This window comes from Allorhizobium ampelinum S4, assembly GCF_000016285.1.
In the GTDB taxonomy this organism is placed as follows: Bacteria; Pseudomonadota; Alphaproteobacteria; order Rhizobiales; family Rhizobiaceae; genus Allorhizobium; species Allorhizobium ampelinum.
On record NC_011988.1, the window covers coordinates 154,092 to 172,975 of the forward strand.

The following is an 18,884-nucleotide window of genomic DNA, read 5'->3' on the forward strand; positions in this document are numbered from 1 at the left end:
GGTCGATGTTTATGTGCGGGCGCGGCTGACGCCATAGGTGAGGGCAAGGGCGCCAACCAGCACGAAACCCTTGACGAAATCCTGGGTGTAATAGGGGGCGTTGAGCATGGTCAGGCCATTGAGCAAAATGCCAACAAACACCGCACCAATGATGGTGCCCAGCACGTTGGGACGGCGCAGGCCCAGCACGGCAAAGCCGATGAGTGAGGCTGCAACCGAGTCCATCAGCAGCGATGCCCCCGAAGAGACATCGCCCCGGCCAACGCGCGCCGCCACGATAATCCCGCCAAAGGCCGCCAGCGTGCCGGAGAGGACATAGGCGAATGTCTTGATCTTGGCGGTATTAGCCCCCGCCAGCCGGGTTGCCACTTCATTGCCGCCGGTGGCAAACAGGAGCCGACCAAGACGGGTGCGCTCTGTCAAAACAAACAGCGTCACCGCCACAATGGCCAGCAGAATGACTGGGAAGGGGATAAGGCCAAACAGGCTGGAACGACCGATGGTCAAAAACAGCGGATCATATTTGCCCGTTGCCGTTGTTCCATTGGGCAGAATGAGACCGACCGAAATGGAACGCCCTGCGGTTGGGATCAATTGCAGACCGGACAGAAGAAACATCATCGCCAACGTGGCAAGAAGGTCTGGCACTTTGAGCTTGACGATCAAAAAGGCATTGGCAAAGCCAATCAACGCGCCAAAGGCCAGCACCAGCGGTACGGTTTGATAGGCATTCAAGCCCAGCACAATCATGGCATAGCTGGATGCCATCACGCTGGAGGCTGCCACCGCGCCCACCGAGAGATCAAAACCGCCAATTGCCAGCGTCACCGTCACGCCTGCCCCAATGATGGCCACCACGGCAACCGCTTGCAAAATGCTCATCAAGTTGTTGATGTTGATAAAGGCGGGCTGGGCAAGGCTGAAGATCACAATCAACCCCGCCAGCAAAATGAACACCGCACCGCGCCGGATGGTTTCCCGCACAAGGCTTGCCAAACTTTGGCGGTCCTGCGCTTGGGCCAGCGTCTCTTTGGGAATGTCATTCACCGTCGTCATCAGGCGATTTCCTTGTGGTGATGGGCTGATGCAGCCGTTGGCGTCAGCTCAATCAGCGTGTGTTGATCAATCAGCAAAATGCGGTCGGCCACCTCCTGTGCTTCCTCAAAATCCGAGGTGGCTATCAGGGTTGCGCGATCCGCGTGGCTGCGAATGGTGGTGATAATATCTTGCCGGGCCCCGACATCGACGCCCTGAAATGGCTCATCCAGCAACAACAGGCGGCTTTGCTCCACTTCCCAGCGGGCAATCACCGTCTTTTGCTGGTTGCCACCAGACAGCGACCAGACGGAAGCATCAGGCCCCGCCGCTTTGATTCCAAGCCGGGAAATGGCAGCCTTTGCCTTCACCCGTTCAGCATCCGACGCCAGAAAACCCGAAGGATACCAGCGCTTGAGATGCGGCAGGCTGATGGTGGCTGCCACGCTTTCGCCCGGCCAATCGGCAGGCATCAGGGCCGAACGGTGGCGATCTTCCGCAACAAGCGCGACACCTGAGGCAATGGCCTCTGCCGGGCTTTTGGGGGCATAGCGCTTGCCATCCAGAACGGCTTCACCTGCCACAAATTGGCCCGCTCCAAACAATGCTGATAGCAGCCTGCTTTTGCCCGCGCCCAGCACGCCTGTTATGGCCACCACTTCACCCTCGCGCACCGTAAGATCAAAGGGTTTGCTGCTGTTCAGCAGTCGAATGCCACGCAAATCCAGCACGGTTTTGCCAAATTCTGTGCGCCGATCCGGGCGCGCGATGTTCAATGCGCGGCCAATCATGGTCTCAAGGGCTGCATCGAAATCAATCGGACGACGGAGCGCCCCGACATTGCGCCCGCCTCGCAGAATAACCACGCGGTCGGCAAGGGCTGCCAGATCGGCCGTGCGATGCGAGATATAGAGAATGGCTATGCCACGGGCTTTCAAGCCCAACAAAATGGCATAGAGGCGTTCCGCTTCCTGCGTTGAGAGGCTGGCCGTTGGCTCGTCCAAAATCAACAATTCGGCCTTATTGGCAAGCGCACGGGCAATGGCCACCATTTGCCGATCGGCCGCCCCAAGATCAGCAAAATCGCGGTCCAAAGGCAGGTTAAAACCCGCGTCACTCAAAATGCGCGCTGCCTCACGCCGCACGCTTTTGGTTGATAGAAAAAACGGCTGACGGCCATCGATATAGTGATTGAGCAGCAGCGCATCGGCCACGCTCAAGCCCGGAATGCCCACCACATCCGTGGATTGGTGAACCGTCACCACACCAAATTTGGCGGCTTCTGCCGGGCTTTGCGGGGCAAAAGGCTGGCCTTTTAGCAAAATACTGCCGGAATCCGCCGATTGCACGCCTGAGAGAATTTTCACCAGCGTGGATTTCCCAGCCCCGTTTGCGCCCATCAGGGCAACAATTTCGCCCGGCTCGATCACCAGAGATGCATCAATCAAGGCTCTGGTGGAGCCGAAGGAGCGCGAGATGGTTTGGACATCGAGAAGGGGCATGTTGGGTTCACCAATTGTGTTGATCAGGTGATAAACCCTTGGTGACCGCCAGCAAGAATGGCAGTTTCAAACATCATTTAATATATAGAATAAATTTGCATAACAGGTGGGCCGAACGATGCCTGCTATGGTGTGCCGATCATTATACTGTCGCATAGCGCGATCAAAACTGGCATTTATCAACGATTGCTGGAGCAGCCGGCATCGCAAACTCCGCGGATAAAATAACCGGAGAATGCGGCACAAAGGGCAAAGAAATCTATTCTTGACCGGAATTTCACGTATTAAAAATCTATAATACGGTAGATTTTATTGATAATAATCCCCATGTGGCCCGATTGGTGGCCTTTGTTCAACATGGGGAACCCGATGACATCGATCCTGCGCCTTCTGGCATTCACCGCTCTTTCACCTTTGGTTTTAACGCACTCGGCTGTTGCGGCTGGTATTGCTGGCGCACCGGCGCCGTTTGACCAAGGTGGCGTCAAGCTGGCGCTGATTAGTTATATTTCCGCTGGCGATTTCTTTCAGGCCTATCAGGCGGGCGCACAGGCGCAGGCCAAGGCGCTGGGGGTTGATCTGAGGATTTTCCCCGGTCGTCAGGATGCTGCCGAGCAGCGCGAGCAGATTTTACAGGCGATTAATCTCGGCGTGAAAGGCATTGTCATTGACCACGGCCTGCCGGAATCGCTCAGCGATGTCGTCCAGCAGGCGCTCGACAAGGGCATAAAGGTCGTGGCTTTCGATGTGAACCTGAACAACCCGAAAATCCCGCAGGTGGAACAATCCGACCACAAACTGGCCGAACTGACGCTGGATCAGGCGATCAAGGATAATGGCAAGAGTTTCAATGCTGGATATGCCTATGTCGCTGGTTTTGCACCCTTGGATCGCCGCAATGAAATCTGGGACAAGGTCAAAGCTGCCAACAGCGGCATTGTTGAAAAAGCACGTTTCGGCACGGTCAGCGACACCACAGCCACCTCCACCGCCGATCAGGCCAAAGCGGTGTTTCGTGCCAACCCGGATATTTCCGTAGTTTTTGCGCCCTATGATGAATTCGCCCGTGGCGTCAAACTCGCTGCCGCCGATCTGGGCATCAGCGCCAAGCTGAAAATCTATTCGGCGGATATTTCCACCGCTGACATTCAGGAAATTGTTGAGGATGGCAGCCCCTGGGTGGCAACCGCTGCCACCAATCCGGCAGTCGTGGGTGCCGTTTCCATCCGCGCTGCCGCCTTGCAGATTGCCGGCGAAACGGTGCCGCATCAGATTATTGTCGATCCGGTTCTGGTGACGCAAAAGCAATTGCGGGATGCCAACGTCAAGACCATCGAAGAATTGGCCAAGAAAATTCCAAGCTTCTCGACAAGCTCTGCTGTCACGGCAAGCTGGATTCCGTCTGCTGCTTTTTGAGCACCTCCCTCCCAAGCAGGCTCTGCGCAGACAAAAACGGAAGCACCTCACGGTGCTTCCGTTTTCCATGTTTGATCAGGCTGCCTTGCTGTTCTGCACGCCAGAAGATGCCGCATCGAGACCACGTTGGATATCGGCGATGATGTCATCGATATGCTCAATGCCGATGGAAAGGCGCACATAGCCCGGCGAAACGCCACTTGCGGCCTGTTCTTCGGCGGTCAGCTGGGAGTGGGTGGTCGAGGCCGGATGAATGGCGAGGCTGCGGGCATCACCAATATTCGCAACGTGATAGAGCAATTCGAGCCCGTCGATGAACTGGCGTCCAGCGTCCAGCCCGTCTTTCAGCTCAAAGCCAACCAGGCCGCCGTAACCACCCTTAAGATACTTATTGGCCCGCTCACGCCATACGCCGCTCTGCTGGGATGGATAGATCACCTTGGCAATTTCTGGCCGCTTGGCCAGATAGTCTGCAACGGCTGCGGCGTTTTTAACGTGGCGCTCAATGCGAAGCGGCAGGGTTTCAATACCTTGCAAAAGCTGGAAGGCGTTGAAGGGTGAGAGTGCAGCTCCAAGATCACGCAGCAGGGTCACACGCGCCTTGATGATATAGGCAATCGGTCCCAGCGGCTTGGTGGCTTCCGTCCAGACGGCACCGTGGTAGCTTGGATCGGGTGTGTTCAGCGCGGGCTGGCGCTCTTTGTGGGCTTCCCAATCGAAATTGCCGCCATCAACGATCAAACCGCCAATGGACGTGCCGTGGCCGCCAAGATATTTGGTGGAGGAATAAACAACCACAGCCGCGCCATGATCAAAAGGCCGCGCCAGCAAGGGGGCTGCGGTATTGTCCACAATCAGCGGAATGCCGAATTCGCGGCCAATGCTTGCCACCTCGGCAATCGGGAAAACGGTCAGTTTCGGGTTTGGCAAGGTTTCGGCATAATAGGCGCGGGTGCGCTCATCTGTGGCGCGGCGGAAGTTTTCCGGGTCTGTCGGATCAACAAAACGAACCTCAATGCCCTGATCTTTCAGCGTGTTGGCAAACAGGTTCCATGTGCCGCCATAGAGATCGGTGGAGCTGACGATATTGTCGCCGACTTTGGCAAGGTTCTGGATCGCAAAGGCAGACGCCGCCTGACCGGAGGCAAGCGCCAATGCCGCAACGCCGCCTTCGATGGCTGCAATGCGCTGCTCAAGCACATCCACCGTTGGGTTGCCGATGCGGCTATAGATATTGCCCAGCTCTTTCAGGGCAAACAGATTGGCCGCATGCTCCGTATCTCGGAACTGAAAAGACGTGGTCTGATAGATCGGAACGGCGACAGCCCCCGTCGTCGGGTCGGCGCGCCAGCCGGCATGAAGGGCCAGCGTTTCTGGATGCAATGGTTTGCTGCTCATCTATAACTCCCGTCCTGTGTTGAATTTCCGCCAGTCACCGCCCTGGATTTTTGCTATGCCTTTGGCCTCTGTGACGGTTGCATGATGGAATAATCCATCGATTAAGTAGAGAAATATTCTTCCCTTCTTTCGACACCGCTTAGAAATTGCGCCTGAGGGAAGAGCCGGTCGTCTGCTGCCTCTTAACGTCTGAGCGAAAAGCTGGCTGGGATGATCGCTGCGCCATTTCGGTGCTGATTGGGTCGGTTTTTCCCACTTGGTTTATCAAGACGCAAAATCCTTTCTCGGCCAAACAGCAAATAATCTTACTCTATAGAAAAACTAGACAACCGGAGAAGACGACATGTCAGGCGACGAATTCAACACTGAAATTGGACGGCGTCAGCTCATCAAGCTCTCGGCCTTTGCCGGCGCAGCGGTTGCTGGGGCAAGCCTGCTTGGTGTCAATGCTGCCCATGCAGCAGATGAAGCTCTCAGCCTGAAGGGCAAACGGATCGGCATCAGCACGGCAGGGACCGACCATTTCTTCGACCTCCAGGCCTATAATGCCCAGATTGCCGAAGTGAAGCGTCTGGGCGGCGAACCTCTTGCCGTCGATGCGGGCCGTAGCGATGGCAAGCTGGTGGCGCAACTCCAAACCCTGATCGCCCAAAAGCCGGATGCCATCGTGCAATTGCTCGGCACCTTGACGGTTATCGACCCCTGGCTGAAACGGGCGCGCGACGCTGGCATTCCGGTTCTGACCATCGATGTCGGCTCCAGCCATTCGCTGAACAATTCGACCTCCGACAATTGGGGCATCGGCAAGGATCTGGCCCTGCAACTGGTCTCTGACATCGGTGGCGAAGGCAATGTCGTGGTCTTCAATGGCTTTTATGGCGTGACGCCCTGCGCTATCCGCTATGACCAGCTTGTCAACGTCATCAAATATTTCCCGAAGGTCAAGATTATCCAGCCGGAACTGCGCGACGTCATCCCCAATACCGTGCAGGACGCATTCGCCCAGGTCACCGCCATTCTGAACAAATATCCGGAAAAAGGCTCGATCAAAGCCATCTGGTCCGCCTGGGACATTCCGCAATTGGGGGCAACCCAGGCGCTGGCGGCAGCCGGGCGCACGGAAATCAAGACCTACGGCGTCGATGGCAGCCCTGAAGTGTTGCAACTGGTGGCGGACCCGGCCTCGCCTGCCGCCGCCGATGTCGCGCAGCAGCCCGCCGAACTCGGTCGCCAGGCCATTCAGAATGTGGCGCTGCTGCTGTCCGGCAAGACCTTGCCGCGTGAGAGCTATGTGCCAGCCCTGCTGGCCAACAAGCAGACTGTCAACGAGGTCACCAGGAAGCTCGGGATCGGCTGATCGCCAAGGCAGGGTGTTGGAACGCCACAGCTTATGCCGGGGGCGACAAGCGGCTTTGCGAAGGACATTTTTATGCGTGAGAGACAGCCTGCGGAGGGCGATGCAATCCGCTTTCATGGCATTTCCAAACGGTTTGGCGGAGCAAGAGCGCTGGCCGAGGTATCGTTTGGCATTCGCGCTGGAACGATCCATGGGCTTGTCGGCCAGAATGGCGCGGGAAAATCGACCCTGATCAAGATTCTCGCCGGTCTTCACCGGCAGGATGACGGAACGATCAAGATCGACGGGGTCGCAATACAGAATCTGACGCCGCCGCTGGTCGAAAAACTGGGCATCCATTTCATTCATCAGGATCGCCTTCTGGTCTCGTCCTTCACGGTTGGCGAGGCCTTGTTTCTGGGGTGCGAACCGAAGATTGCCGGCACGCCATTTCTGGATCGGCGCGCGATGAAACGCCAGGCGCAGGCGATTTTGCAGGACTATTTCGGCCTGAGCCTGCCGACCAATGCATTGATCGGCGAGCTGACCACCGCGCAAAAGCAGATCGTCCAGATCACACGCGCACTGCTGGCCAAGCCCAAGGTGCTGGTGTTCGACGAACCGACGGCGGCGCTGGTGCGGCGCGAGGCCGATATGCTGTTTTCCCTGATTCGACGGCTGCGGGACGAGGGGGTGACGATCGTTTACATCTCGCATTACTTGGCCGAAATCGAAGCGCTTTGCGACGACGTGACCGTGCTGCGCAATGGTGAGGTCGTTGCCAGCCGCTCGCTTGCCGGTCTTTCGGCAAAACAGATTGCAACCCTGATGGTGGAGCGCGATATTGCCGAGATGTTTCCAAAATCGGTCGTCGCCAAGGGCGAGCGCCTGCTGGACGTTCGTGGCTTGACAGCCGAAGGCCAGTATCAGGACGTGTCCTTCAGCCTGCACCGGGGCGAAGTGCTCGGCATCACCGGTCTTTTAGGCTCCGGTGCCAAGGAACTGTTGCAGACACTGTTTGGTCTGGAAACAGCAGGCTCGGGCACCATTCAAACGGACGAGACGGTGGTGTCATTCGACAGCCCACATCAGGCCGTGTCGCGCAATCTGGCGCTTGTGCCGGAAGACCGGCGCGGCAATGGCGTGGCTTTGGACCTCACGGTGGCGGAAAACATCACGCTTGCCAGTCTCGACCGCTTTTCAAGGGCGGGTTTCCTGAAGACCGGTCTTGAGAAGAGTGCGGTGGACCGGCTGATCGCGCAATTGCAGATCAAGACGGCAGGCCGCGATGCACCGGTAAGAACCCTGTCCGGTGGCAATCAACAGAAGGTGGCGATTGCAAAATGGCTGAGCCGCCAATCGGAAATCTATCTTCTGGACGAGCCGACTGTTGGCGTCGATATCGGCGCGAAAGTCGAAATTTACCAGCTGATCGGCGAGCTGGTCGAAAAGGGCGCTGGCGTCATCATCCTGTCGTCCGACCTGCCGGAACTGGTTGGCATAACCGACCGGATTCTGGTGTTTTTCCGGGGTCGGATCACGGCGGAACTCATGTCCAGCCAGACGACGGCGGACGCAGTCTTTGCGAGCGCGACCGGCTCGGATGCCGCAACGGGGTCGAAGGAAGGATTGCGCCATGTCGGCTGAGGTGAATTCCGTTTCGATTGGCGTGAGGTCGCCTATACCCACTGGCACACGTCATAACGGCTCTTCCGAGGCGCGCGACTTTACCCAGTCCCGCAAGGGTGCTGCCTGGCTGCTGCGGGCCGGTTCCATATTCGGAATCCTCAGTGTCTTCCTGTTTTTTTCGCTGACCGCTCCCTTCTTCTTCAGTGTCGGCAATCTGGGCAATGTGCTGGCGCAATCGGCCATTCTCGGGGTGCTGGCCTTCGGGCTGACGGTGGTGATTATCGCGGGCGGGTCGAATGTCGTGACGGGAGGGATCGATCTGTCGCTGGCCGCCAATATGGGCCTCAGTGCTGCGGTCTATGCCAGCCTTGTGCAACTGGGATGGAGCGATGGTGTTGCCGTTTTGGGGGCGTTGGCCACCGGATTGGTCATCGGTCTCGTCAATGCCTTGGCCGTGGTCATTGTCGGTATTGTGCCGCTTCTGGCAACGCTTGCGGTGATGAATGTGGTGGCCGGTCTCGAACTGGTGTTAACCCAAAACACCGTCATTCCTGCCTCCACCGATTTTCTCTCACTGCTTTCAGCCACAGGGCCGTTTGGCCTGCCGGTGCTGGCCTATGTTCTGCTGGGGGCGGCCTTGCTGGTGGGAGCTGTCGTCCAATACACCGCGCTGGGTTTGAGGCTTTACGCGGTCGGTGAATTTCCGGAAGCCGCAAGGGCGGCGGGCCTCAGGGTCAAAACCCTGACGGCAGGTGCCTTCATCGCCGCGGGTCTGCTGGGCGGTATCGCCGGCATCCTCAATACGTCCTATCTCAGCGGCAGTTCCACCGGTGCTGGCGATATCTTGCTGCCCGTCGTGGTGACCACACTGCTGGGCTCGGTCTTTTCACGGCGGCTGGTGCCAACCATTCCCGGCACGCTGGTTTCGGCGATTTTTGTCGGTGTGCTGATCAATGGATTTCAACTGCTCAATCTGTCGAGCACATTGGTGGCTGGCGTCCAGGGCGCGCTGATCCTTCTGGTCGTCTCGGCCACCACTTTGCTGCGCAGGAGGTAGGATCATCATGTCAACGGTGGACACGAAGACCTGGACGGCTGGGGCCTTGGCGGGTGGCCGCCGTCGCGGTGCATATCTGGCGCGTTATGCGTTGATCTTCGCGATCCTCGTGGTGATTTCGATATTTTCAACGGTGGCGCCGAGTTTCCTGACGGGCACCAACCTGATGAGCGTATTGGTCAACAATGTCGCCTTGCTCGCCATCGTGTCGATTGCGATGACCTTTGCCGTCGCTTCCGGCGGCATCGATCTTTCGGTTGCAACGGCGGTGGATTTTGCCAGTTTCACCTTCGTCTCGCTGGTGCTGGGTGGTGTGCCCGTCGGCCTCGCGATGTTGGCGGCAATCGTCGCTGGCGGACTGGTCGGTGCCTTGAATAGCCTGTTGATTTCGGCAATCGGCATCTCGCCGTTTCTGGCGACGCTTGGAACGCTGTTCATCGGCCGCAGCGTGCAGCAATTGCTGACCAATGGCGGCAATCCGGTCTATCTGTCCCAAGCCGCCATTCCGCCAGGCTTTTCGTTTATCGGTCATGGGCAGCTGCTCGGCGTACCCGTGCCGCTGGTCGTCACGTTCCTGCTGATTGTTTTGACTGTCGTGTTATTGTCAATGACCCGTTTCGGGCGGGTCCTGACGGCCATCGGCACGCAGGCCAGCGTGGCGCGCTATTCCGGCCTGTCTGTCGCCTCAGTTGTTGCAAGCGCCTACATTCTGGCCGGGCTGATTGCCGCAATTGCCGGCATTCTTTTGACGGCAACGGTCAATGTCTACATTCCGTCATCCGGCAATGCCTTCCTGCTGAATGCCATTGGCGCAACCTTCATCGGCACCACGCTCCATCCGCTGCGTCGGCCCAATGTGATTGGCACCGTGCTCGGCGTTCTGCTGCTTGGCCTCGTCTCGAACGGGTTGTTGCTGTCCGGCTTGAATTTCTATTGGCAACAGGTTGCAACGGGCCTGCTGATTTTCTCTGTGCTGGCCCTGAGTTCTAAGACGGCGCGCCGGGCGTGATCGCAAACATCAATCCCCGGAGTCTGTCAGGGAAAGCAAGTGTTGCCTTGTTGATGCCGCCTTAGAGGTCACAGGATTGTGCGTCTGCCAGGCAGGCGAAGCCAGTCAGATGCAAAGAAAATTCTACTTTAGTCGTAATCTCCGGTAGACCGATCCTTGATGGCTGCGTATGGAGGAACGCCATTGCTCGTGATCGATGCGGCTCTTCAATACGGTGTCGCCAAAATAAGGAGCCTCGCCATGCTTGCCGCCACCATGACCAAGACAATCTTCGGTTTTGTTCTCTCTCTATCCGCCCTCGTCGCAACCCAGGCCTCGGCAGATGCCACGCTTGACCGTATTAAGGGGCGTGGCAAGCTCACTGTCGGCGTCATCCTGTCTGGCGCACCTTTTGGTTATATCGATCCGAAAAGCCAGGAGCAGAAAGGGTTTAATGTCGATATTGCCCAGGCGCTGGCTGATGATCTCGGGGTCAAGCTGGAGACGGTGACGGTTACGCCGCCCAACCGCGTGCAGTTTCTCCAGCAGGGCAAAGTTGATATCCTGATCGCCAATATGCAGTATACCGAAGACCGTGCCAAGGTGCTGGATTTTGTGCCGACGCCTTATGATCGCAGCGGCGGTGCTGCCGTGGTGCGTAAGGATAGCGGTTTGAAGGATTGGGCGGACCTGAAGGGCAAGCCGGTCTGCGTCTCGCAGGGTTCCAACTATACCCAGCCGCTGATCGAGGAATACGGCGCGGTCGTCAAGGCGCTGCCGAGCCAGCCGGAATCGCTGTTGGCGCTGCAAGGCGGCAATTGCGTGGCGGCTGTGCATGTCGGCGCAACCGTTGGGCTGTTGTTGCAGGATCGCCCGGAGGAATGGAAGGATTATGCCATTCCGTTCCCGACCGAACTGGTTCCCTCGGACTCGGTCATCTGGCTGCGCAAGGGCGAGGCGGATACCCAGACCGCGCTCGACAACGCCGTTAAAAAACTGCATGTTTCCGGCAAACTGCTCGATTTCGCCAAGTCCAGCCGCCTGCTGAATATCGACTATCTCGAGCAGGAACACAAGGCGCTCGCTGCGACCAAGTAAGACGAAGGCGCGGAGATGCTCAGGCATCTTCGACTTCAGAAGATTTCGAATATCTCAAACCCATCAAAGGCTTGGGATATTCGAAAATGAAATACGGCGCGTCATTTTCCAAGACTTATGGTACAAGACTCGTGGTATCAGCGGCGCAACGGTAGAGACACATGCAGGATATCAATCTCACCGATCTGTTCGTCCGTCTGACGGGCAGTATCGGTCTTAATTTTGAGTTCCTGGCAACGGGATATGAGGCGCAGATCTGGCGGGATGGTTTTCTAACCACGCTTTATTTGGTGGCTTTGCTCATTCCCGTCAGTTTGCTGTTTGGTCTCTTGTTTGCCGCCTGCCTGACATCGGGCCGGTCATGGCTTTCCGCGCCAGTCCGGGCGTTCGTGGAAGTGACCCGCAATACGCCGACGCTGGTACAGCTGATGTTCAGCTTTCTGGTGTTGAACACGGTTGTGTCCAATCTTGTCGGTGGCGCGCAGAACAATCCGCTGACGCCATTTTTCTGGGTGGTTGCTGTGGTGGGCCTGCATGTGGCGGCCTTGCACTCCGAAGCGATCCGCGCCGGGATCGAAGCCGTACCGGCCTCGACGATTGAGGCGGCTCGCGGCATTGGCTTCAGCCAGTTCCAGATCCTGCGTTACGTCGAGGTGCCGCTCGCCTTTCGGGCTTCGCTACCGGCCATCGTCAACAACCTGATCAATCTCGTCAAGCTGACGACGGTCGGCAATGCAATTGCTGTCAGCGAAATCACCTATGCGTCGATCATGGTCTGGACCCAGCGTGACAATGTCATAGAACTGATGATCGTTATCCTGGCTTTCTTCAGCCTCATCAATCTGGTCGTCGCCCGCGTCGGCCTTTGGGCAGAGCGCAAGCTCGCTATTCCGGGATATGGGCTATGATGTCGCCAATGCTTCACAACCCTGCGGGCCGCAGCCCCGCGCTGCGCAATATAGCTCTTGTCGCCTTGCCGCTAGCAATCCTTATCTGGGCATTGGCCGATCTGTCGCTTGGCCGTGAACTGGTGCAATGGCTTCCTTATCTCGGCTCCGGCTTTGCGATGAACATCGTCATCAGCCTGTCGGCGATGACGCTGGGAAGCGTGCTGGGTATCCTGCTCGGCATGCTGCAAATGGTGCCATTCCGGCTGGTCCGCTACCCGGCTGCGGTCTATGTGCAGGTGTTTCGCAATGCGCCGCATCTGGTGCTGATCTTTGCGACAACCTATATCTTTCCCTTCGAGATCATCGTCTTTGGCAATTATCTGTCCTTTCCCGATTGGGTGAAAGCCATGGTCGGTCTGGCCATCCCGGCAAGCGCCTATATCGCCGAAATCACCCGTGGTGCCATTCTGTCCATTCCGACCGCGCAATGGGAGGCGGCACAAGGCCTGGGCTTTTCGCGCTGGCAGGCGCTGCGCTGGATCATCCTGCCGCAATGCCTGCGCCGGTCGCTGCCGCCATGGATGAATGTGCTTGCCTCGATCACCATGGGGACTTCGCTGGCCTCGCTGGTCGGCGTCCATGAACTTCTCCATGCCGCCACCGATGCTAGCACGTCCGTGCGGCGGCTTGATTTTACCGTCATTGCCTATGTCGTGGTGATGGCTGCTTTCTTCGCGCTTTGCTACCCGATCGCCCGTCTGACCCGCCGTCTGGAGCGCCGTTTCAAGGCGGCCTGAGGATTTGAGAGAATGATTGCAAATACCGACAATGCCATCGTCCGTTTGGAAGACGTGCACCTGTCCTTCGGCCAGACGCAGGTGCTGAAGGGCATCGACCTGACGGTCAACAAGGGCGATGCCGTGTCGATCATCGGTCCCTCCGGCTCGGGCAAATCCACCATCCTGCGCTGCATCAACGCGCTGGTGACGGCCCAAAGCGGTCGCATCACCGTGGCGGGGACCCGCGTGGACCAGTTGACCAAGGAAAGCGAACGTATCGCGCTGCGCAAGCGGGTCGGCATCGTCTTCCAGCAATATAATCTCTTTCCGCACCTGACGGTGCTCGACAATATCATGCTTGCCCCGACCCGCATTCTGGGGACGGCAAGACGCGAAGCGGAAAAGGTTGCGCGCGAATTGCTGGACAAGGTGCGGCTTGGCGAAAAGGCCGATGCCTATCCCGGCCAGCTCTCCGGCGGGCAGCAGCAGCGCGTGGCGATTGCCCGGGCGCTGGCGATGAAACCCGATCTCGTGCTGTTTGACGAGGTCACATCGGCGCTCGATCCTGAAACCGTCGGCGAGGTTTTGTGGGTGATCCGTGACCTGATCCGCGAGGGTATGACCAGCATTCTCGTCACCCATGAAATGCGCTTTGCCGAAGAGATCAGCGACACCGTGGTATTTACCGAGAATGGCCGCATCGTTGGCCAAGGCTCGCCTGAGCAGATCTTCCATAAAAGCGACAATGCGCGCATCCGCCAGTTCGTCGGCGGGTTGTCGGGCCGGGGTACGGTGCGCGAAGGCGAAGGCATATAGGAGCCGCCATGACGACGACCACAGCCGCGCCACTGACCAGTGCTTTCGCACGGGCAATTGTGCAATCTGAGCCCGCCCGCGACAATGCGGCGATGGCAGCAGCCCGCACGGCGATCATTGATTTTTTGGCCTGCGCGATTGCTGGCGCAGGCGAGCGGACAACGGCTATCGTCGCAACCGCACTCGGCGGGAATATCGGCGGTGAAGCCGTCCTGATCGGCAGCGCGCGCCGCACCGATCCGCTGGTAGCGGCTGTCGTCAATGCCTATGCGGGCCATGTGCTTGACTATGACGACGTCCATTCCAGTGTGCGCGGCCATCCGACGACCGTGATTATTCCGGCATTGCTTGCGCTGGCTGCGGAGCGCGATTTTACCGCCGACGCAATGATCGCATCCTATAGTGTCGGGCTGGAGGCCATGGCGCGGCTGGGCCTTTCGCTCGGTGCCCGGCATTACGAAAACGGCTTCCACGCTACGGCGACCCTTGGCACGGTGGGTGCTGCGGCGGCGATTTGCCATTTGACGCAGGCATCACCGGAAGAAACAGCGGTGGCGCTTGGCCTTGCCGCAACGCAATCCTCCGGGCTCAGATTGCAGTTCGGTTTCGACGCCAAGCCCTATCATGCCGGCATGGCGGCGCGCTCCGGCCTGCTGGCAGCGCGGTTGGCCTCGGCGGGTTTCGGGGGCGCGCCGGATTTTCTGGACAATCCGGTTGGTTTTCATTCCGCCTATGCTTTCGGGGCAGGGCATCCGGGAACCGTGGTTGAGAACTGGGGTGCGCCCTGGCAGATCGTTTCGCCGGGCCTCACGCTGAAAGCCTATCCCTGCTGCACGGCCAGCCATCCGGTCGCATCCCTCGGCATAGACCTGCATCGCGAGGGCCTTGCCGCTGATGCCATCGACACGATCACCTTCACCTATCCGCCCGGAGCGGATGCCGCGCTTGTCGTTACCAAGCCAACGAATGGGATCGAGGCGCGCTTCAGCCCGGAATATGTTTTTGCCGCCAGCCTGATCGATGGAGCTCTGCGGCTCGACCATTTCGATGAGCGACCGGTGGAACCCCGGTTGATGGAACTCGCGGCCCGTGCCGGTCGTCGGCATCAGGAGAGTGCGCCGCGGATGTCGAGCGATCCGACGACGCGATTTGTTATCCTCGATATCGTGCTGAAAGACGGCGGTACCATCCAGCGCCGGTTCGACGGCCTGCCGGGGCTTGCCGATCCAGCCGACAAATTCCGCGAGGCGACTGGGGCGGATGCCTGCTTTGCCGAAATCCCTTCGCTCGTCCGGCATATGAGCAGCAGTGCCGATCTGCGCCGCCTGCTTGCCCTTCTCAACCAGGACGCCTTGCTTATCCGTAAATGACGCCTGACCCACACGTGACGAAAGACTGTGCCATGACCCGCAAGAGAGAAATCCACCTCGGCCTGTTCCTGCAAGGGGCTGGCCACCATGTCTCCGGCTGGCGGCATCCGAATGCGGAAGCCGGCAGCGAAAATTTTGACCTGCTGCGCCGCGTCTCGCAGCTCGCCGAACAGGCGAAATTCGACATGGTGTTCCTGGCCGACGGGCTGACGAGTGGTGTTGATGCGCATCCCTCGACCATTGCCCGGTTCGAACCGCTGACCCTCTTGGCCGCACTTGCCATGGTCACCGAAAAGATCGGCCTTGCCGCAACCGCCTCGACCACCTACGGCGAACCCTACCATGTTGCCCGTGCCTTCTCCTCCATTGACCATTTAAGCCAGGGGCGGGCCGCTTGGAACATCGTCACCACATCCTATGCCCGGACCGCCAATAATTTTTCCAAATCCCATCCCGGCCATGATGAACGCTACGCCGTCGCCGAAGAATTTGTCGATGTGGTGCGCGGCCTTTGGGACAGCTGGGATGACGATGCCTTCATCAAGGACAAGCTGAACGGCATCTATGCCGATCCCAATAAGGTGCATCTCCTTGACCACACGGGTAAATATTTCTCGGTCAAGGGTCCGCTCAATATTCCCCGGTCGCCGCAGGGTCATCCCATTCTGATTCAGGCCGGATCATCCGGGCCGGGGCAGGATCTCGCGGCCCGAACGGCCGATGTGGTGTTCACGGCCCAACAAAGCCTCGATGAAGCGCAGGCTTTCTACAAAAGCCTCAAGGATCGTGTCACCGGGTTTGGCAGGCATCCCGATGATGTCGCTGTCATGCCGGGCTTCCTGCCTGTCATCGGTCGCACGGCACGGGAGGCTGCCGACAAGCTGGCCGAACTCGACCAATGGACCGAACTGAAAAGCGCCATGCCGCTGCTCGAAGAGCGGATCGGCCATAGCCTTGCCGATTACGATCCGGATGGTCCATTGCCGGACCTGCCGATTTCCGACCAGCTGCGCAGCCGCGCCGAATTGCTGACCGCGTTGGCCCGGCGCGAAAATCTGACCATAAGGCAATTGGCCCTACGGGTTGCTGCCGGGCGGGGACATCATATCGTGCTCGGCACGCCCGAAGATATCGCCGACCGTATGCAGCAATGGTTTGAAACACGCGCCGCTGACGGCTTCAACATCATGCCCCCGTTCTTCCCGGAGGGACTGGAGGATTTCACCCGCCTGGTGGTTCCGATCCTTCAGGAACGCGGCCTGTTTCGGACAGATTATAGCGGCGTGACCTTGCGCGATCATCTGGGCGTATCCCGGCCATGACTGAAACTCACGCATGGGATGGAAGAGGAACAGGCGGTTTTCCGATCACATCTTCTATCGGAAGCGAACCGGGTTTGCTTCCGTCCCGTGCGAGTTTGGCGGCGGCTTGCTGGAAAGCGGTATTGATCGGCGCATCAATGCCATGAAACCGGGCGAGGCGAGTGATTTCACCGTTCAGATAATCCACTTCGCTCGAACTGCCTCGCATGAAGCTTTGCCAGGTCGATTGCTGACCCGGTTCAATGCCGGCGTCTTCGGCAACATGCCAACCGGATATATCGATGTTTCTTTCAGAGCGGGACGCCGGATCGTAGCCAGCGGCTCGCAACACCAGGCTTGCTTCGACCGCGAGCGCTTGCGCTGCGTTTGACCGTGCTTCGGGCGTTCCGGCAAAGAGCTCTACGACATTGGTGACATTATGCTCGAGCTTTGCTGCTTTCCAGCGCCGGATATCGGCCCGTGTTTCAACCAGATAACCAGCTGTTGACAGGTCGGCAGCGATGGCAAATGCCTTGTCATCTAGTCCTTGCGGATAGCGTCCGAGCGTGACCACGCCCACCTCCGGCTCGCCTCCCACGACGACCTCTCCCGTCACTGTAAAACGCGCTGGAATGAGAATGCTTGCCGCATAGACCTTGGAAAAGCGCCGCAATGCGATGTCTTCGGCGGCAAGACCATTCTGAAACGTCACCAAGGGTAGTTCTGATGCCAGACCTGTATTTCCCACAGGTTGAGATGCCCAAAATTGGGTTGCGGCCTCAACATCCTGTGCCTTCACCGTCAGGAGAAGAACATCGTCCGGGTGAAGATCGGGTGGATGTGCGGTGTCGAGCACGTTGAGACGGATGACGCGACTTTGTTTCGGGCGGTGGTAAGTCAGGCCATGGGCCGCGATATGTGCGATCTGCTTTCCGCGTCCGACGAGAAGATAGGGTATGGCCTTGCTGTGAAATTCTGCTGCAAGGCTTGCGCCGACCGCACCCGCGCCAATGATAATGTATCGTGTCATCAGGCGGTTTTCAGGATGGAGTGTTTCACGACAGAGTTTTGCGGCGTTGCTTCCTGGCGCTGCCAGCGTTCAAACGCCGCACGGCCAAGGATCGACAGGGAGGTATCTTCCTGCGGAGCATGAACAAGCACGGCCTGAATGTCACGGAAGTGGCGTTCAAGCCCGATATCGGCGTTAAGGCCCGGATTGCCGATGCCGCGCACGGCGATTTCCACGGCGCTCCGCAACTGGCGGCCAGCGATAAGTCTGGCACGCATCAGGCGTTCCGCATCGCCTTGACCGGACAAAAGCGCATCGAAGATAATCTGGCGCGCGCCGCCGACCAGCAGGTCGATTTCGCCTGATAGCGTTATGAACCGTTCGGTAAGGGCGATGGGATGGCCCAGATTGGTTGGAACACGGTCATGGGCGAAATGGTTGAAGGCTGCTTGTGCCGCTTCAGCAACCCCAAGATAGATCGCCGTCAGCGCAAGTGTAATCGCCGCGTGGCCGCGATTATCCTGCTGGGCGATTTCTGTACCGGTCAGATCCAGAACATTTTCGAGAGGGATTTCGACATCGCTATAGTCAACATCATGCGAGCCTGTCGCCCGCATGCCGAGGCTGTTCCAGTTTTCGATGACGCTTATGCCGGGCAGTCCATTCGGCACAATAAAGGTTCCGACGCGGGTTGGCGTTTCGTCCGTATGCGCCCAGACCAGGAAATGCGTGAGGCCATGCGCACCCGTTACGAAACGCTTACGACCAGTTATCGACCAGCCTGTCGAGGTGCGGCGGGCACGTGTTGCCGGCAGGCCGCCACGGGCTGGCGATCCAAGCTCTGGCTCGACCCGGGCTGCGTTGAGCAGCAAGGGGCGCTGTTTTGCCTCGGCAAGGAGCCGTTGATAGAGATCTTCAGGCCAATGGTTTCTTGAGGCTTGGCCGAGGTGATTGAAGATCGTCATGGCGCTGATCAGAGCAACCGATGGATCGCCACGGCCAAGAGCCGCCAGAATATGTGCGGCATCGTAGAGCGTCCCACCCTGGCCGCCATATCGCGTCGCAACGGTGCTTTCGAGAAGTCCGCTTTCGTGAACGGCACGAATGCCTGCCCACGGAAACTGTCCGCTGCGGTCGGCATCCGGCGCGGCCTCTGCAACGATCCGTACGGTTGCGTCCAGCAGGGTTTGATCATGGGCCATGGTTTTGAAGCCTTTTGAATGTCTGTCTATAAAGCCGCCGGGTGAGGCTTGAGCATCG

The 18,884-nt window shown here is 58.5% G+C and carries 16 protein-coding genes; 11 read left to right on the forward strand and 5 right to left on the reverse strand.

Features of this window, described 5'->3' with window-relative positions; all coding sequences use genetic code 11:
* Positions 1–9: 9 nt before the first annotated feature.
* Entirely contained in the window at positions 10–1,056 is a 1,047-nt protein-coding gene (locus tag AVI_RS18070) for an ABC transporter permease (protein WP_012653576.1), read from the reverse strand.
* Positions 1,056–2,537, reverse strand: coding sequence for a sugar ABC transporter ATP-binding protein (locus tag AVI_RS18075; protein ID WP_012653577.1), 1,482 nt, complete (start codon positions 2,535–2,537; stop codon positions 1,056–1,058). The genes AVI_RS18070 and AVI_RS18075 overlap by 1 nt, the downstream gene beginning before the upstream one ends.
* Before the next feature lie 369 nt (positions 2,538–2,906).
* Here AVI_RS18075 and AVI_RS18080 point away from each other — a divergent pair, with 369 nt between their 5' ends.
* Complete coding sequence (locus tag AVI_RS18080; protein ID WP_012653578.1) at positions 2,907–3,953, forward strand: substrate-binding domain-containing protein; 1,047 nt, start codon at positions 2,907–2,909, stop codon at positions 3,951–3,953.
* A 75-nt stretch (positions 3,954–4,028) separates the two neighbouring features.
* On the opposite strand, the gene AVI_RS18085 is transcribed toward AVI_RS18080, so the two are convergent.
* The gene (locus AVI_RS18085) at positions 4,029–5,351 is read right to left on the reverse strand and encodes an O-acetylhomoserine aminocarboxypropyltransferase/cysteine synthase family protein (RefSeq protein WP_012653579.1); all 1,323 of its coding nucleotides are present in this window, start codon (positions 5,349–5,351) and stop codon (positions 4,029–4,031) included.
* A 343-nt stretch (positions 5,352–5,694) separates the two neighbouring features.
* Between AVI_RS18085 and AVI_RS18090 the strand changes: the two genes are divergently transcribed.
* The 10 genes from AVI_RS18090 (at position 5,695) to AVI_RS18135 (ending at position 16,636) form a co-directional block, all read left to right on the forward strand.
* Complete coding sequence (locus AVI_RS18090) at positions 5,695–6,708, forward strand: sugar ABC transporter substrate-binding protein (RefSeq protein ID WP_012653580.1); 1,014 nt, start codon at positions 5,695–5,697, stop codon at positions 6,706–6,708.
* A 72-nt stretch (positions 6,709–6,780) separates the two neighbouring features.
* Positions 6,781–8,334: a sugar ABC transporter ATP-binding protein gene (locus tag AVI_RS18095; RefSeq protein ID WP_012653581.1), complete on the forward strand. Its 1,554-nt coding sequence runs from the start codon at positions 6,781–6,783 to the stop codon at positions 8,332–8,334.
* Positions 8,324–9,373: an ABC transporter permease gene (locus AVI_RS18100; RefSeq protein WP_012653582.1), complete on the forward strand. Its 1,050-nt coding sequence runs from the start codon at positions 8,324–8,326 to the stop codon at positions 9,371–9,373. Before AVI_RS18095 ends, AVI_RS18100 begins: the two co-directional genes overlap by 11 nt.
* 7 nt (positions 9,374–9,380) lie before the next feature.
* Positions 9,381–10,382, forward strand: coding sequence for an ABC transporter permease (locus AVI_RS18105; protein WP_012653583.1), 1,002 nt, complete (start codon positions 9,381–9,383; stop codon positions 10,380–10,382).
* Positions 10,383–10,622: 240 nt separating this feature from the next.
* Positions 10,623–11,459 (forward strand): transporter substrate-binding domain-containing protein, encoded by an 837-nt coding sequence (locus AVI_RS18110; RefSeq protein ID WP_012653584.1) that lies wholly within the window; start codon positions 10,623–10,625, stop codon positions 11,457–11,459.
* 161 nt (positions 11,460–11,620) lie between these two features.
* Complete coding sequence (locus AVI_RS18115; protein ID WP_012653585.1) at positions 11,621–12,367, forward strand: amino acid ABC transporter permease; 747 nt, start codon at positions 11,621–11,623, stop codon at positions 12,365–12,367.
* Between the two features lie 8 nt (positions 12,368–12,375).
* Positions 12,376–13,146, forward strand: a complete 771-nt coding sequence (locus AVI_RS18120; protein ID WP_085946650.1) for an amino acid ABC transporter permease — start codon at positions 12,376–12,378, stop codon at positions 13,144–13,146.
* A gap of 12 nt (positions 13,147–13,158) precedes the next feature.
* Entirely contained in the window at positions 13,159–13,944 is a 786-nt protein-coding gene (locus tag AVI_RS18125; RefSeq protein WP_012653587.1) for an amino acid ABC transporter ATP-binding protein, read from the forward strand.
* Positions 13,945–13,952: 8 nt separating this feature from the next.
* Entirely contained in the window at positions 13,953–15,314 is a 1,362-nt protein-coding gene (locus AVI_RS18130) for an MmgE/PrpD family protein (RefSeq protein WP_012653588.1), read from the forward strand.
* Between the two features lie 32 nt (positions 15,315–15,346).
* Positions 15,347–16,636 (forward strand): LLM class flavin-dependent oxidoreductase, encoded by a 1,290-nt coding sequence (locus AVI_RS18135; protein WP_012653589.1) that lies wholly within the window; start codon positions 15,347–15,349, stop codon positions 16,634–16,636.
* Positions 16,637–16,643: 7 nt separating this feature from the next.
* Here AVI_RS18135 and AVI_RS18140 read toward each other — a convergent pair whose 3' ends face one another.
* Complete coding sequence (locus AVI_RS18140) at positions 16,644–17,645, reverse strand: ketopantoate reductase family protein (protein ID WP_012653590.1); 1,002 nt, start codon at positions 17,643–17,645, stop codon at positions 16,644–16,646.
* The gene (locus tag AVI_RS18145; protein ID WP_012653591.1) at positions 17,645–18,826 is read right to left on the reverse strand and encodes an acyl-CoA dehydrogenase family protein; all 1,182 of its coding nucleotides are present in this window, start codon (positions 18,824–18,826) and stop codon (positions 17,645–17,647) included. Before AVI_RS18145 ends, AVI_RS18140 begins: the two co-directional genes overlap by 1 nt.
* Between the last annotated feature and the right edge of the window lie 58 nt (positions 18,827–18,884).

Coding starts and splice junctions, on each gene's coding strand:
- AVI_RS18100 (WP_012653582.1), top strand. CDS start 8,324: ATGTCGGCTGAGGTGAATTCCGTTTCGATTGGCGTGAGGTCGCCTATA.
- AVI_RS18140 (WP_012653590.1), bottom strand. CDS start 17,645: ATGACACGATACATTATCATTGGCGCGGGTGCGGTCGGCGCAAGCCTT.
- AVI_RS18105 (WP_012653583.1), top strand. CDS start 9,381: ATGTCAACGGTGGACACGAAGACCTGGACGGCTGGGGCCTTGGCGGGT.
- AVI_RS18075 (WP_012653577.1), bottom strand. CDS start 2,537: ATGCCCCTTCTCGATGTCCAAACCATCTCGCGCTCCTTCGGCTCCACC.
- AVI_RS18135 (WP_012653589.1), top strand. CDS start 15,347: ATGACCCGCAAGAGAGAAATCCACCTCGGCCTGTTCCTGCAAGGGGCT.
- AVI_RS18070 (WP_012653576.1), bottom strand. CDS start 1,056: ATGACGACGGTGAATGACATTCCCAAAGAGACGCTGGCCCAAGCGCAG.
- AVI_RS18090 (WP_012653580.1), top strand. CDS start 5,695: ATGTCAGGCGACGAATTCAACACTGAAATTGGACGGCGTCAGCTCATC.
- AVI_RS18110 (WP_012653584.1), top strand. CDS start 10,623: ATGCTTGCCGCCACCATGACCAAGACAATCTTCGGTTTTGTTCTCTCT.
- AVI_RS18085 (WP_012653579.1), bottom strand. CDS start 5,351: ATGAGCAGCAAACCATTGCATCCAGAAACGCTGGCCCTTCATGCCGGC.
- AVI_RS18145 (WP_012653591.1), bottom strand. CDS start 18,826: ATGGCCCATGATCAAACCCTGCTGGACGCAACCGTACGGATCGTTGCA.
- AVI_RS18130 (WP_012653588.1), top strand. CDS start 13,953: ATGACGACGACCACAGCCGCGCCACTGACCAGTGCTTTCGCACGGGCA.
- AVI_RS18095 (WP_012653581.1), top strand. CDS start 6,781: ATGCGTGAGAGACAGCCTGCGGAGGGCGATGCAATCCGCTTTCATGGC.
- AVI_RS18125 (WP_012653587.1), top strand. CDS start 13,159: ATGATTGCAAATACCGACAATGCCATCGTCCGTTTGGAAGACGTGCAC.
- AVI_RS18120 (WP_085946650.1), top strand. CDS start 12,376: ATGCTTCACAACCCTGCGGGCCGCAGCCCCGCGCTGCGCAATATAGCT.
- AVI_RS18080 (WP_012653578.1), top strand. CDS start 2,907: ATGACATCGATCCTGCGCCTTCTGGCATTCACCGCTCTTTCACCTTTG.
- AVI_RS18115 (WP_012653585.1), top strand. CDS start 11,621: ATGCAGGATATCAATCTCACCGATCTGTTCGTCCGTCTGACGGGCAGT.